The 13,032-nt window shown below is 66.9% G+C and carries 12 protein-coding genes and 4 tRNA genes; 6 read left to right on the top strand and 10 right to left on the bottom strand.

Annotated features, from left to right (window positions below):
- Nucleotides 1–10 precede the first annotated feature (10 nt).
- The gene (locus tag ACXAGF_RS10150) at nucleotides 11–256 is read right to left on the bottom strand and encodes a hypothetical protein (RefSeq protein ID WP_475016673.1); all 246 of its coding nucleotides are present in this window, start codon (nucleotides 254–256) and stop codon (nucleotides 11–13) included.
- 74 nt (nucleotides 257–330) lie between these two features.
- Nucleotides 331–405 (bottom strand) — tRNA-Glu (locus tag ACXAGF_RS10145).
- A 193-nt stretch (nucleotides 406–598) separates the two neighbouring features.
- Between ACXAGF_RS10145 and ACXAGF_RS10140 the strand changes: the two genes are divergently transcribed.
- A complete protein-coding gene (locus ACXAGF_RS10140) occupies nucleotides 599–1,108 on the top strand; it encodes an L-2-amino-thiazoline-4-carboxylic acid hydrolase (RefSeq protein ID WP_475016671.1) in 510 nt (169 codons plus the stop codon).
- Between the two features lie 91 nt (nucleotides 1,109–1,199).
- Here the strand turns inward: ACXAGF_RS10140 and ACXAGF_RS10135 are convergent, their stop codons facing one another.
- Nucleotides 1,200–2,966 (bottom strand): adenylate/guanylate cyclase domain-containing protein, encoded by a 1,767-nt coding sequence (locus ACXAGF_RS10135; RefSeq protein WP_475016669.1) that lies wholly within the window; start codon nucleotides 2,964–2,966, stop codon nucleotides 1,200–1,202.
- A gap of 336 nt (nucleotides 2,967–3,302) precedes the next feature.
- On the opposite strand from ACXAGF_RS10135, the gene ACXAGF_RS10130 reads away from it, so the two are divergent.
- The gene (locus ACXAGF_RS10130) at nucleotides 3,303–4,697 is read left to right on the top strand and encodes a selenium-binding family protein (protein ID WP_475016667.1); all 1,395 of its coding nucleotides are present in this window, start codon (nucleotides 3,303–3,305) and stop codon (nucleotides 4,695–4,697) included.
- 17 nt (nucleotides 4,698–4,714) lie between these two features.
- Nucleotides 4,715–5,341, top strand: coding sequence for a hypothetical protein (locus ACXAGF_RS10125; protein WP_475016665.1), 627 nt, complete (start codon nucleotides 4,715–4,717; stop codon nucleotides 5,339–5,341).
- A gap of 17 nt (nucleotides 5,342–5,358) precedes the next feature.
- Here ACXAGF_RS10125 and ACXAGF_RS10120 read toward each other — a convergent pair.
- The 6 genes from ACXAGF_RS10120 to ACXAGF_RS10095 all read right to left on the bottom strand — a co-directional run bounded on the left by ACXAGF_RS10120 (nucleotide 5,359) and on the right by ACXAGF_RS10095 (nucleotide 9,885).
- Nucleotides 5,359–5,433: transfer RNA gene (locus tag ACXAGF_RS10120), tRNA-Glu, on the bottom strand.
- A gap of 249 nt (nucleotides 5,434–5,682) precedes the next feature.
- Nucleotides 5,683–7,041, bottom strand: coding sequence for a CAP domain-containing protein (locus ACXAGF_RS10115; RefSeq protein ID WP_475016663.1), 1,359 nt, complete (start codon nucleotides 7,039–7,041; stop codon nucleotides 5,683–5,685).
- A gap of 426 nt (nucleotides 7,042–7,467) precedes the next feature.
- A tRNA-Glu gene (locus tag ACXAGF_RS10110) sits at nucleotides 7,468–7,542 on the bottom strand.
- Between the two features lie 150 nt (nucleotides 7,543–7,692).
- Nucleotides 7,693–7,767 (bottom strand) — tRNA-Glu (locus ACXAGF_RS10105).
- 93 nt (nucleotides 7,768–7,860) lie between these two features.
- On the bottom strand, nucleotides 7,861–9,066 hold the full coding sequence (locus tag ACXAGF_RS10100; RefSeq protein WP_475019254.1) for a YcbK family protein: 1,206 nt from the start codon (nucleotides 9,064–9,066) through the stop codon (nucleotides 7,861–7,863).
- A gap of 378 nt (nucleotides 9,067–9,444) precedes the next feature.
- The gene (locus ACXAGF_RS10095; RefSeq protein ID WP_475016661.1) at nucleotides 9,445–9,885 is read right to left on the bottom strand and encodes a VOC family protein; all 441 of its coding nucleotides are present in this window, start codon (nucleotides 9,883–9,885) and stop codon (nucleotides 9,445–9,447) included.
- A gap of 200 nt (nucleotides 9,886–10,085) precedes the next feature.
- Here ACXAGF_RS10095 and ACXAGF_RS10090 point away from each other — a divergent pair, with 200 nt between their 5' ends.
- The 3 genes from ACXAGF_RS10090 to ACXAGF_RS10080 all read left to right on the top strand — a co-directional run bounded on the left by ACXAGF_RS10090 (nucleotide 10,086) and on the right by ACXAGF_RS10080 (nucleotide 11,526).
- Nucleotides 10,086–10,664, top strand: a complete 579-nt coding sequence (locus ACXAGF_RS10090; RefSeq protein WP_475016660.1) for a cold-shock protein — start codon at nucleotides 10,086–10,088, stop codon at nucleotides 10,662–10,664.
- Nucleotides 10,664–11,161 carry a DUF192 domain-containing protein gene (locus tag ACXAGF_RS10085; protein ID WP_475016658.1) on the top strand — a complete coding sequence of 166 codons (498 nt, stop codon included), beginning with the start codon at nucleotides 10,664–10,666 and terminating at the stop codon, nucleotides 11,159–11,161. Before ACXAGF_RS10090 ends, ACXAGF_RS10085 begins: the two co-directional genes overlap by 1 nt.
- A gap of 113 nt (nucleotides 11,162–11,274) precedes the next feature.
- Entirely contained in the window at nucleotides 11,275–11,526 is a 252-nt protein-coding gene (locus tag ACXAGF_RS10080; RefSeq protein WP_475016656.1) for a hypothetical protein, read from the top strand.
- Nucleotides 11,527–11,559: 33 nt separating this feature from the next.
- Here the strand turns inward: ACXAGF_RS10080 and ACXAGF_RS10075 are convergent, their stop codons facing one another.
- Nucleotides 11,560–13,002 carry a LuxR C-terminal-related transcriptional regulator gene (locus ACXAGF_RS10075; RefSeq protein ID WP_475016654.1) on the bottom strand — a complete coding sequence of 481 codons (1,443 nt, stop codon included), beginning with the start codon at nucleotides 13,000–13,002 and terminating at the stop codon, nucleotides 11,560–11,562.
- Nucleotides 13,003–13,032: the final 30 nt, after the last annotated feature.

Raw genomic sequence — 13,032 nt, 5'->3', positions numbered from 1 at the left:
CGGGCCGGCCTCACGCGGCGTCGATGTGCCGGACAAGGCCCTCGAAATCGGCATCGGGGTCGAAGCGATCGAACGCGACGGCGTTAATGACAATTTCGGCGCCCTTCAGGTAGACTCGATCGAGGATCAGATCGGCCACAAACCTGCCGATGCGCTCGCGTGGCACAACCGTCGTCTCGATGGTGTCGACGTAGTCGCCGGTGGCGACGACACGAACGCCGCCGATGGTCCGTTCTATGGCCAGATCTACTTTCACGGTCACCCCTCCAGGGGTCGCCATCGACTGGCGATTGCCGAGGCAAACTCGAAATGAACATGAGAACAAGAGGATGGTACGCCCAAGGGGAATCGAACCCCTGTTTGCGCCGTGAGAGGGCGCCGTCCTAACCGCTAGACGATGGGCGCCTCCGGTGACTGCAATATAGAGACTTCCGATTCGCGCGACAAGACCGGCCCGCTGCCGGAGCGCGCGGACGGCACGCGTGCCACGGCCGACGTCGGCGGCCGCGCCGCTTGTGGAAAAGCACGCGGGGCGATGATAGAACATGCGGCCCGCCAGCCCACAGGCGGGGGGGGACACGGATCGGAGGCCATCGCCATGGACGCAAAGACGCTCGAAATCCCGGTGCTGGTGAAGCGCGGCCTGCAGGCGCAGGTGATCGGGCCCATCCACGCGGAAATGGTCGAGGCGCTCGGCCAGGAAAAGGCGGACGCGATCCTCGACAGCGCGGTGCGCAAGGCGGCGATCGCCGAGGGCCGGGCCTTCGCCGGGCGCGAACCGGGCGGCATCACCTCGATGGCGAGCTTCATCAAGCTCTACGAGCTCTGGACCAGCGACAGCGCGCTCGAGGTCGAGGTCTTGGAGGCAAACGACGAGGTCTACGACTTCAACGTCACCCGCTGTCGGTACGCGGAGACCTACAAGGCGATGGGCCTTGGCCACATCGGCCACCTGATGTCGTGCAACCGCGACGGCACCTTCTGCCAGGGCTATGACCCGAACATCGAACTTGAGCGCAAGCAGACGATCATGGCCGGCGCATCCTGCTGCACGTTCCGCTATCGCTACCGCAAGACGGACGGAGACACAGGCGAGACGACGGGCTGATGCGCCCGGCGACCGTACGGTTTCGCCGGGCGGTTCCTTGGCGGAGCGATGGCTCGCCTGGCATTGCTGGCTGACATGTTCCTGGCATGGTTCAGCCTTCGCGCGCGCTCCTGCCGGGGAGATCCTCGCCTGGGGGACCCGGCAGCGCCGGCAGCCCGGCGTCGCAGACCCGCCCGACCAGCGTTTCGACGAGCGCGCGGTCGACGAACATTTCCTGCATGCGGACATACTGCGCCGACAGCGACGGGTCGAGCGAGAGCGCCTGTCGCACGAGCCGCTCGGCCTCCGGCCGCTGGCCGAGCGCCATATGGGCGGCGGTGCGATAGAGCAGGGTGCGCCGCGTCTGGAACGGCAGCGCCTGCGCCACCTGCAGCATCTCGCCGTGCCGGCCGAGCGCGTAGAGCGCGGCCACCCGCTCCTCGGTAATCCAGACCGGCAGGAAGGGATCCAGCGCCTCGGCGCGGTCGAGCACCTCCAGCGCGCGATCCGGCTCGCCGGCAAAGACATAGAAGGCAGCGCTGCGACCGAGCATGTAGGCGTCGTTGGGTGCGAGTTCCTGCGCCCGGGCGTGGTGGTAGCGCGCAGTGGCGAAGTCGCCGGACTTCATCTTGATGGCGCCCATGATGCGGTGGGCCTCCGGATCGGTCGGGTCAAGGTCGAGCGCGTGCGCGACCTGCTCCTCCGCCCGTTCCGTGTCGAACGACGGCAGGTTGCTCCACGAGCAGACATGCATGGCGAAAGGGCGGCCGAAGCCCGGGTCGGCCGCCATCGACCGCTCGAACCACTCCATCGCGGCGCGGATATGCCCGTCGGAGAGGCCGACAAGGCGGTGATGATCGAGCCCGCGCAGATAGTATTCGTAGGCCGTCATGCTGTCCGGGCGCTTCAGTCGTGCCGCCGCCAGTTCCGATTGCTCGACGCGACCCGAGACGGTGGCGGCGACCCGCGCGGTGATTTCGTCCATGACGTCGAGCAGCTCGCCGAACGGGCGGACGATGCGGTCGCTCCAGACGCGGTGGCCCTCGCCGGTCTCGGCCAGAGCGATGTTGATGCGGATGTCGCCGCCGACCTTGCGGACCGAGCCGCTGACCACATAGTGCACGCCGAGAAGCCGGCCGATTTCGACCGGATCGACCGTCGACAACGCGGTCGCCGCCGTGCGCGAGGAGACGAACAGACCCTTCAGCCGGCTGAGTTCGAGCGTCAGGTCGTCAGTGATGCCCTCGGCCAAAAACATCTGGTCGGCATCGGCGCCGGGCGCGACGCTGAAGCGCGCCACAGCGATCGAGTTCGGCCGCGCCTGGGGGGCGGCGGCCGACACCGGGCGTGTCGGCGCCACCTGGTAGACATGGCGGTCCATCACCTCGGTAACACGGTAGATCCGCACCGGGGTAGAGATGCCCTTGAGCAACCGTTCGCCGACCAGTTCGAAGCCACAGGGAGAGATGCGGTGCACCTGGTCGTACAGGGTGCCCGACACTTCGATGGCGCCCGGGTGGGCGGCGGCCTCGATCCGGGCGGCGACGTTGACGCCGTCGCCGCGCAGGTCGTCGCCGATGACGGCGACGTCGGCGACGTGCAGGCCGAACCGCATGTCGCCGGTGCCCGAGCCCGGCAGGGCGGCGATCTGGTAGCGCGCCTCGATTGCCGAACGGAGGGCGTTGACGGGGCTGGCGAATTCGGCGAGCAGGGCGTCGCCGGCGGTATTGAACACACGCCCGCCATGGCGGGCGACGCTGGTGCGCACGAGGTCGAGGTCCCGGCCGATCCGCGCGATCGCCGCTTCCTCGTCCCGTTCCATCGCCGCGGTGGAGCCGACGAAATCGCCCACCATGATGGTCGCAAGCCTGCGCTGCATCTTCCGCCTCTGACGGTTCCATGCCGGCCCAGAGCGCACTCTATCACATCCGCGCGAGGGCGGACGACGCTGATTGCATGAGGCCGGGGAGGCGGCGGCGCGCACGCGGCAATCCCGTCCGGAAACGGTAAAAAAATGCTGCCAGGCGAGCTGCGATCTGAGACAATCGGCAGCGGAGGAACGCCGTCGGGCGCGCATCGGCTGCGACGGAGAAATTCCCGAACGGCATCCCGTCGCAGCAGTCATGATCCGGACCCGCCGGTCGCGCCGGTCTTGGCCGACCGCCGGAGGAGCGAACATTCCCGGTTGTCCGAAAGAGATCCTGGAGGATTTGCGATGGCCACGTGGAAACCCGATCCAACCTTCTATCCCTCACCCCGAATGGCAATGAAGGCCGCGCCGGAGACGCTGGCCTATGTCGCCGCCTTCGATCCGACCCGCACCGTGCCGGACGAACTGGCGGTGGTCGACGTCGACCCGGCGTCGGCAAGCTACGGCACGATCGTCAGCCGGTTGGCGATGCCCAATGTCGGCGACGAACTGCATCATTTCGGCTGGAGCGCCTGTTCGTCCTGCCTCTGCCCGAATGCGCCGCACCCGCATTCAGAGCGCCGATATCTCGTCGTGCCGGGCCTGCGTTCGTCACGGATCCATATCGTCGACACGAAGCCCGACGGGCGCAAACCGGCCATCGTCAAGGTGATCAGTCCGGAGGAGGAGGCCGACCGCGCGGGCTACACCCGCCCGCACACCGTCCATTGCGGTCCGGAAGGCATCTATGTGGCGGCGCTCGGCAACGCAGACGGCAAGGCGCCGGGCGGCGTGTTTCTGATCGACCACCAGAGCTTCGAGGTGCGCGGGCGTTGGGAGGTCGATCGCGGCGAGCAGCAGCTCGCCTACGATGTCTGGTGGCACCTCGGCCATGACACCCTCGTCACCAGCGAATGGGGTACGCCCGATACCTTCGAGAACGGTCTCGTGCCGGAGATCCTGCTCGGCGCAAAATACGGGCGGCGCCTGCACTTCTGGGACCTGCACAAGCGCAAGCACGTGCAGACGATCGATCTCGGCGACCAGTACCAGCTCGTGTTTGAGCTGCGGCCGGCGCACGACCCGACGAGGGCCTATGGCTTCGTCAACTGCGTCCTCAGCCTTGCGGATCTCTCCTCGTCGATCTGGGTCTGGCATCGCGACGGCGACCGCTGGGCGGTGACGAAGGTGATCGACATTCCGGCCGAGCCCGCCGAGCCGGACGATTTGCCGCCGATGCTGAAGGGCTTCAAGGCGGTGCCGCCGCTCGTCACCGACATCGACCTGTCGATGGACGACCGGTTCCTCTACGTCGCCTGCTGGGGCTCCGGGGACCTGCGGCAGTACGACGTGTCCGACCCGTTCAAGCCGAAGCTGACGGGCAAGGTGCGCATCGGCGGCATCGTCGCGCGCGCCTCGCACCCGGCGGCAGCGGACGGCGCGCTGAACGGTGGGCCGCAGATGGTCGAGGTCAGCCGCGACGGCCGCCGGGTGTATTTCACAAACTCGCTGTACGGCGCCATCGACGAGCAGTTCTACCCGGAAGGCCTGTCGGGCTGGATGGCCAAGCTCGATGCCGGTCCGGACGGGGGCATCGCCTTCGACGAGAAATTCCTCGTCGAATGGCCGCGCTCGCACCGGCCGCACCAGGTGCGGCTCGAGGGCGGCGACTGCTCGTCCGATTCCTACTGCTACCCCTGACGGGCTGCGAGGGGGCGATGGACGCCATCTGGCCCTGGCTGCTGCTGGCGGGACTGGGGGCTTTCCACGGCCTCAACCCGGCGATGGGATGGCTGTTCGCCGTGGCGCTCGGCGTCCACCGGCAGAGCGCGGCGGCCGTCGTCGGGGCGGTCCCGGCGATCGCCGCCGGCCACGCGCTGTCGGTGGCGCTGGCGGCCGGCGCGGTCGTGGCATTTGGCCTGCTGGTGGAACCAGGCGCCGTCCGTGCGGCGGCGGGGCTGGGCCTGATCGGATGGGCGCTGTGGCATGTCCTGTTCGGCCATCGCCGGCGGGTGCGGGTGGGGATGCGGGTCGGCCTCGGCGGACTGGTCGCCTGGTCGTTCCTGATGGCGACGGCCCACGGCGCCGGGCTGATGCTCGCGCCGGCCTTGTTGTCGCTCTGCCTTGGCGGGGCAGGCGCGACGATGGGCCCTGCCGGCTCGACCGCCACCACGATTGCGGCGGTACTGGTGCACAGCCTGGCGATGCTGGCGGCGACCGGCTCGGTCGCCTTCGTCGTCTATCGCTGGGTCGGAGTCGGCATCCTGCGCCGGGCCTGGATCAACCTCGACCGCGTCTGGGCCGCGGTGCTGCTGCTGACCGGTGTCGGTCTGCTGCTGTTCTAGGCCGGATTGTGAGAGGGTGGCACGCCCTAGGGGAGTCGAACCCCTCTTTTCAGAATGAAAATCTGACGTCCTAACCGATAGACGAAGGGCGCGTGCGGTGGGCGTCTTCTACTCAGACCCCCGCCCGGGCGCAAGGCCTAGAATGATGATTCGATGAATTTTTTTGCGGACGCCTGTGGACAGTCGGGCGCGACCGTGGATGGCCGCATGCGACCGGCCCGACAGGCGCGGGCCTGCCGGCGGGCGCTGAATGCCCGCCGGCAGGGGCAGGGAAACAATGCGCCGTCGAGGGGGTGGGGCACGGATTGGCACCGCCCCCTCAACCGGTCACCGGACCAAGCTCAGACGAGCAGGTCCGACTGGAACTTGGCCAGCGCCTCGTTTGTGGCTGCGGCGATGTCCGCCAGCCCCTGGAGATCGTCGGTGAGATCGTCCAGGCCGCCGTCGGCCCGCGCCGTGACAACCTCGCGCTGGTCGAGTTTCGCAAACATCGAATCGAAGAAGTCGGCGATCTTATCGGCGTTGGCGAGAGCCTTCGCGGACGGCTGGAAATGCAGCTGGTCCCCGCCGAGCAGGCGGGCAAGGTGGTCACCATTGCCCGTCGCTGCCGGATCGCTTGCCGTGTCGCCGGCGGGCTGTGGCTGTGCGGCCGAACGGTGTCCCGTGTCCCAGTCCCCGCTGCGCTTGAAGAAATCGGCAAGCCAGCCGGTTGAGACCGGCCTTCCGCCGCCGTCCGGCACATCGGAGGGGACCGGCGTCGGGGTGGGCGTCAGATCAGGGGTCGATTCGGGCGTCGATACCGGGGTCGTGTCTTCTGCGACTGCGGGAGTGGTGTCTGGCGACGCCGCCTTCATGACCGGGTCGATCAGATCCTTCTTCACGTTCTTCGTGCCGATGGTGGCCGTCTGGGTCGACGTGGCGATGTCGGGGCCGGAAAAGGTGACGGTATAGGTGCCGGGCTTGAGCGCCAGGTCGTAGCCGCCAGCGGCGCTGGTCGTCGTCTTGAAAAGCTGACCCGCCGAATTCTTGGCGGTCACCGTGATACCGCCAAGACCCTCGCCGGGGTCGTAGAAGCGATCGCCGTCGCGGTCGTCGAAGGCGACGCCGGTCAGGAACAGGTCAGTACCGGTCTTGCCGAAATCCTGGGTCACGAAGGCGCTGCTGCGGCCGCGATAGTCGCCAACCTCGACACCGAGACCCACCTCGCGAAAATTCGGATTGAGGAGATTGGCGCGGTGACCCGGCGAATTCATCAGGTTGGTGTGCAGCAGCTGGACTTCATCCTGATAGCCGGCGGGCGCGCGCGTTGTCGCCCAGGCGATGTTCTCACCCGTGGCCCAGGATCCCTGCAGGTTATAGCCGGCCGCCTTCATGCGCTGGGTGGAACTGGATCCTCCCGAACCGGTATGCGAGAAAACGTCGGCAGCGAGCATCCACTGGCTGTGATCCTCGGCGGCCTCGCTGAGGTCGTTGTCGAAAGCAAGCGGTTGTACACCCGCTTTCGCCCGCTCGGCATTGATGAGTTCCAGCAGGTACTGTTCATTTGCGTTGTGCTTTGGCATTCGGCAAGTCTCCCCGAATTTCATTCCTAGTGATTTGGCGCATTGCCCGATCGATGCATAGGAACGAACTATGTCCATGGTGCGGAATAACATTGACCAACCTGGGGAATCTTGCATGGATACCGGTTGTATTGTCATTGTTGTGTCGCGATCCGGGAATGCACGCCGTGGTTACTATGCTTCCACGCACCACGCGGGGCGCCAGGGCAGGAAGCTGCGGTAGGGCTGGAGGCTGCCGGCGGTTTCCGAACCGGGGGGCGACTGCCGGCGCGGGCGATCGTGCCGCACCAGGCGGTGCCGGCAGGGTGACGCCTGAGCGCGTACGCCGCTCGTGCCCTGTTCGAACAGGCGGAGCGCCGGCGCCGGATGGGACCTGCCGAAGGGCAGCCGATGTGGCGTTACCGGCGGCCCCTGGACGAAGGCAGGCCCGGGGAATGCCTGCGCTTCCCTTTCGTGAGTGTCGGAACAACAGCAGCTCGGTCGCTGACGGCGAGGGCGATTGTGAGCCGCCAGCGTCAAGCGGCTGTGTCGAAGCCCGTAGGGGCGGAAAATTTTACGGAGAAATGGCACGCCCTAGGGGAGTCGAACCCCTCTTTTCAGAATGAAAATCTGACGTCCTAACCGATAGACGAAGGGCGCGTGCGGGGCTGCTTCTACTCAGGCCGCCCCGAAACCGCAAGGGCAAAAATGACCGTCTGTCGGATTTTTTGCGCAAGGCGCACCGGCGGTGGCTGCAGCCCGGAGGGGCGACATAAGCATGCGTCAAATCGAATGCGAGGTGAGAAGGAGTGGCACGCCCTAGGGGAGTCGAACCCCTCTTTTCAGAATGAAAATCTGACGTCCTAACCGATAGACGAAGGGCGCGTGCGGGGCTGCTTCTACTGGGCGCTCAGCGTTTGTGCAAGGCAAAAAAGTCGTCGGCCGGAACTTTATTCACAGTCCGGGACGGGGGGCGCCCTACTTGCGCGTGCCGCGGCATTGCCAGTTCCAGTCGCGCTCGGGACCGATGTCGATATGCACGGATTCGGTGTGGCAGTAGGTGCCGACGCCGCCGCGCCCCGGCATTGCGCGCAGATGGGCGGCCAGTTCCCAGCGACTGACGCCGGCGATCTGGATGTCGGCCGCCTCGCAGCGCGTGTGCAGCGACTGCTTCTCGCGGTTCGCCTTTGCCGAGCGGACGCCGGAGGTGACGATCACCGGCTTGCCGTAGTGCTTCTCCAGCGATTTCAGCACCGCCAGCAGCGCCGGCTTGAAGCAGCCGGTGTCAACCTTCTCGGTCTGCAGCCACAGGCCATTGGCAGAGAGTCGGGCGAGACCGGCAAGCGAAGCAACCTCGGTCACGCCGCCCGCACCCTCGGGTGCATCTTCCTCGGCCTCCGGGTGGTCCGCCGATGCATAGAGCGACTCGCGCGCAAGTTCGGGAAGGGCGGCCGTGCCGAGCGCGGCGTCCACGTAGCCGGCTGCCGCCGTCTGCCGGTTCAGCAGGGGCTTGCGGGCGCCAGCCGCCTTGCCATTCTCGACCTTGTCGGTCGCCTTGCGCTTGGCATACAGCGCCGCCAGCGCCAGGGTCTGGTCGAGATCGCCGTCTTCGGGCGGCAGGCCTTCGGGCTCGGCCACCAGTGCGGTCCGTGCTGTTCCGGGCAACGGCACGCGGTCGGGAACGAGCGCGGCGTCCTCGTCCGGTAGCGCCTCGGCAGCCGGCCGGGCGGATGTGGGCACGGAGCCGGTCACCGCGCCGTCGCCGTCCGCCGGTACCGCGCTCGACCCCGGGGCGTAGAGATTGGTGATGGCCGGGCCATCCGGGGACGCCGCAGCGCCGCCCGAGGCATAGATGCTGGTCTGGTAGGCGTTCACTTGCGCCGGCTGCATGATGAGGTCGGCGAGGTTGGCCGGCTTGCCCTCGGCGGATGGCCCGGCAGCTTCGGCGGACGCCCCGTCGGCCGAAGCGACGGCGGCTACCATCGGGTCACGATAGCCGGCCGACGCCGGACCATCGCCGTGCGGCGCCGGATCGGCCGCCTCGACGGTAGCCTCGACCGGAGCAGTGCTGTCGTCCGAACGCATGTCGCCGGTGGCGGACACGCAGCCGGACAGCGCCAGCACGGACGCCGCGAGCAGCAGGCCGCAGCGTCGGTTTTTCAGTTCTCTGCCGGTCTTGCGCATGAACAGCAAGTGACATCCCCGCCATGTTCCGCCCGCAGCCGGCAACTGGCGCCGGCGGGGCTCGTCCGCATCGAAGAGACAGGGTCGCCGTCGGCGAGACCACCTGCCTCTCCCTATGGCCCGCGTCTCATCCGCGGGCGTTCAGCACGCATGCTCCGGATCGATATGCGGGGACGACGTGGCCCCAGTCCCCGGCGAAATCATCCGTCCACCGACGGCCGCGGGAGGATCCGGGTCAACGGCGGCAAAGGCACGATCGCGGCTCGCACCAGTGTTGCAGGTGCGGGACCACGGTGAACGCGGCAGGCAGGGACGTCGCAAACGTCTCCTGCGCCAACGGTCACGTCCTTGTGCTAGGTTCCGGGGATTGTGCGAGGCTTACCAGACGCCGGTGTTGGCCATCGAGGCCCAGGGTTCGGCCGGCGGCAGGCTGTCGCCCTTCTGCAGCAACTCGATCGAGATGCCGTCGGGCGAGCGGATGAAGGCCATGTGGCCGTCACGCGGCGGCCGGTTGATGGTGACGCCGCGGTCCATCAGCCTCTGGCAGGTGGCGTAGATGTCGTCGACCTCATAGGCGAGGTGGCCGAAGTTGCGCCCGCCGGTGTATTCCTCGGGGTCCCAGTTGTAGGTCAGCTCGAGGCAGGGCGCAGCGTTCCGCCCCGCCGTTTCGAGATCGCCCGGCGCGGCGAGAAAGACCAGCGTAAAGCGTCCCTTCTCGTGATCATGGCGGCGGTACTCGACGAGGCCGAACAGCTCGCAATAGAAGTGCAGCGATTTCTCAAGGTCGGTCACGCGAACCATGGTGTGGAGATAGCGCATCGGGGAAGGTCCTCAAATCAGATCAATGAACAGCCGAACATAGGGGCTTGTCAGCCACAGGCAAGCCTCGGCCCGTATAGAGGACCGGGCAAAACTTTTTACGAAGGCTTGTCCAATCGCAATGGGACGATGTTATTCTGATCAGCAAGAATCAGTTAACCGTAAATCATGTGACGCGTATTCGAGGGGCGGGGCAGATCATGGCGGACAGGATGTCTACGAAGGAAATCACAGAGCGTGATGACCAGGGTGGCGCGGAGGTCGACCTGATCGAGATCACCGGCGTCATCAAATGGTTCGATGTCGCCAAGGGTTTCGGTTTCATCGTGCCGGACAACGGCATGCAGGACGTTCTGGTCCACGTCACCTGCCTCAGGCGCGACGGCTACCAGACGGTGCTGGAAGGGGCGCGCGTGGTGGCGCTGATCCAGCGGCGCGAGCGCGGCTACCAGGCCTTCCGGATTCTGTCGATGGACCAGTCCACCGCCGTCCATCCCTCGCAAATGCCGCCGGTCCGCACGCACGTGCAGGTGACGCCGACGAGCGGGCTCGAGCGCGCGCTGGTGAAGTGGTTCAACCGCACCAAGGGCTTTGGATTCCTGACGCGCGGCGAGGGGACAGAAGACATCTTCATTCACATGGAAACGCTGCGCCGCTTCGGCCTGACCGAGCTGCGCCCCGGCCAGGTCGTGCTGGTACGCTTCGGCGACGGCGAGAAGGGCCTGATGGCCGCGGAGATCCATCCCGACAATCCGGCCCCGGGCAACCGGTCGCACTGATGGCGCTTGTCCGCCGTCTTTCCCGCCTCGCTCTGAGCGTCCTCGTGGCGCTTTTTTTGTATCTGCCGGGCACCCTGCCGTTGGCGGCGGAGGAGACGTTCGACGAAGGCACGCTTTCGATCCTCTCTGCCGACGGCAGGCGGCATGATTTCGCCGTGGAACTGGCGTTGACGGCGCGGCAGCGGGCGCAGGGCCTGATGCACCGGCGCACGATGGCGGCCGATCGCGGCATGCTGTTCGCCTTCGGCGAGAGCCGGCTGGCGCTGATGTGGATGAAAAATACCTACCTGCCACTGGACATGCTGTTCATCGATGACGGCGGCACGATCCGCACGATCCGGGAGAACGCCGAGCCCTTGTCCGAGGCGGTCATCAGCTCGAACGTGCCGGTCGCCTTCGTGCTGGAGCTGAACGGCGGCACGGCGAGCGTGCTTGGGATCAAGCCCGGGGACCGGGTGGAGAGCCCGGTGATCCCCGGGGCAGCGGCCGGGCCCTGACGCCGGCGCCGCTGTCGGCGCCGATGCTCGCGCTGGGGGCGGCCAGCCCTGCGCATTTGATGCGCGGCGAATCTCTGCTAGGAGGAACGCCCTGCCTCAACGATGGAACGGATATGGCCGCGCGCGATCGATACTCCCGGAAGCTCGAATGCTCCAAGTGCGGGCGCACCGGCTTTGCCGAGGCCTCCGAGGACGACGACCCGCGGCGCAAGAACCCGGGCTTTGCAATCGACGAGATGCCGGCAGGCTTTTCGACCGAGCGGCCGTCGCCCGACCCGGCAAGGCACATGATTCGCTGCCGCTGCGGCAACGTCTTCGCCTTCAAGCAGAAAACCTACTATCCGCCGGGTGGCGAACCGGCGTGACGCTGCCCGCGCCGGCGTTTCGAGATCGACGCCCTACAAGGCGACGCCGGCGCGCCGGGCACCTTCCCGCAGGGCTTCGGCTACCCTGACGTTTGTCACCGGATAGTAGCGGACGAAGCAATCCACCTTGAACGTCGGAAAGTCTCGGGCGAGTCGTCTCGACGCCTCGCGTGCCACGGTCTGCCGGTCGAGCAAGCCAGCCGCTGCAGCCGTGAACAGGAGCGTCACCGGAAGGTCGGGCGGCGCCTGCCGCAGCGCGGTGAGGCATTCGTCGTATTCGCCCGCGGCAAAGGCGCTGCGGGCGAGCACATTGTAGTAGCATGGCGCGCGCGGATTCGCCGCAATTGCACGGCGGGCGAGTACGAGCGCCTCCTCTTCTGCCTCCTCAACCAACGACATGTTGTCGGCGAGCATCGCCATCATGTCAGCACTGTTTCCCATTTCGGCGCGCAATTCGCGGTGGAGCGCATGCGCGCCGTCGAGATCGCCCTCGAACGCGTTTAGGGCTGCCAGTCCCAGTCTGGCCTCGGGGGCGGTCGGGCTGATGGCGATCGCCCGTCGCGTGCAATCTGCCCATAGACGCGCTTGTGCCTCGCCGTCGGCCGAGAAGCCGTTGCAGGCATCGACGCCGTGGACTTCGCCGAGCAGGATCCACGCCTGCACGAGCTCGGGGTTCGCCTCGACGGCCTTGCGCAACAGCCGCTTGGCCTCTTCGTTGCTCGCCCGGTCGAAGCGACTGTGCTGTTCCAGGCCGGTCACGTAGTAGTCAAAGGCAGCCATGTCCCGCGGGTGCTTCTCGCGCGCATGCTTCTGGCGGAGGGTGAAGACGTAGCCGCCGCAACTGACGAGTGCGGCCGACAGGCAGGCGGTGACCTTGTCCTGCATCGCGAAGGCGTCTTCCACCGGCTCCTCAAAGCGCCGGGTCCAGAGCTGCGCGCCGGTCGCGGTCTCGACGAGCTGCGCCGCGATGCGCACAAGTCCTCGACCTGCCTGTAGCGACCCCTCGAGCAGGTAGGCAGCGTTCAGTTCTCGCCCGATGGCGCGCACGTCCTCGTGCCGGTTGCGCTGCGCGAGCATCGTCTGGCGGGAGATGACAGTCACGTCCGGACAGCGGGCGAGGGCCTCGATGCTGTCAGCCGTGAGACAATCGGCAAGGTGGTCGAACCGCGGCTCGCTGGACAGGTTATCAAAGGGAAGGACGGCGATCACCAACGGGCCCGACAAAGCCTGCGCTCGCTCGGACCCGGTTCGCAGTTCGGCCCGACGGCTGGTGATCAGCGCGACGAGTGCGGTCTTGCTGTGCACGCCGAGCTTTTCGTAGATGGCGGCAAGGTGCGTGCGGACTGTCGTCGGCGCGATGAACAGCGCCTCGCCGATTTCGCGATAGGTAAGCCCTTCGGCAAACCTCAGTGCGATCAAGCCCTCCCGGGCGGAGAGTTCGGGCAGCAGCCGAACGGTCGTCGATCCATCAAGCAACCCGCCCCCGCCTTCCTGTCCCGATCGCCA

The organism is Mycoplana sp. ABR4_002, from assembly GCF_056159645.1.
This window is presented reverse-complemented; position numbering and strand designations above follow the sequence as displayed.

Coding starts and splice junctions, on each gene's coding strand:
- ACXAGF_RS10140 (WP_475016671.1), top strand. CDS start 599: ATGGACGCAAAGACGCTCGAAATCCCGGTGCTGGTGAAGCGCGGCCTG.
- ACXAGF_RS10135 (WP_475016669.1), bottom strand. CDS start 2,966: ATGCAGCGCAGGCTTGCGACCATCATGGTGGGCGATTTCGTCGGCTCC.
- ACXAGF_RS10130 (WP_475016667.1), top strand. CDS start 3,303: ATGGCCACGTGGAAACCCGATCCAACCTTCTATCCCTCACCCCGAATG.
- ACXAGF_RS10125 (WP_475016665.1), top strand. CDS start 4,715: ATGGACGCCATCTGGCCCTGGCTGCTGCTGGCGGGACTGGGGGCTTTC.
- ACXAGF_RS10115 (WP_475016663.1), bottom strand. CDS start 7,041: ATGACAATACAACCGGTATCCATGCAAGATTCCCCAGGTTGGTCAATG.
- ACXAGF_RS10100 (WP_475019254.1), bottom strand. CDS start 9,066: ATGCGCAAGACCGGCAGAGAACTGAAAAACCGACGCTGCGGCCTGCTG.
- ACXAGF_RS10095 (WP_475016661.1), bottom strand. CDS start 9,885: ATGCGCTATCTCCACACCATGGTTCGCGTGACCGACCTTGAGAAATCG.
- ACXAGF_RS10090 (WP_475016660.1), top strand. CDS start 10,086: ATGGCGGACAGGATGTCTACGAAGGAAATCACAGAGCGTGATGACCAG.
- ACXAGF_RS10085 (WP_475016658.1), top strand. CDS start 10,664: ATGGCGCTTGTCCGCCGTCTTTCCCGCCTCGCTCTGAGCGTCCTCGTG.
- ACXAGF_RS10080 (WP_475016656.1), top strand. CDS start 11,275: ATGGCCGCGCGCGATCGATACTCCCGGAAGCTCGAATGCTCCAAGTGC.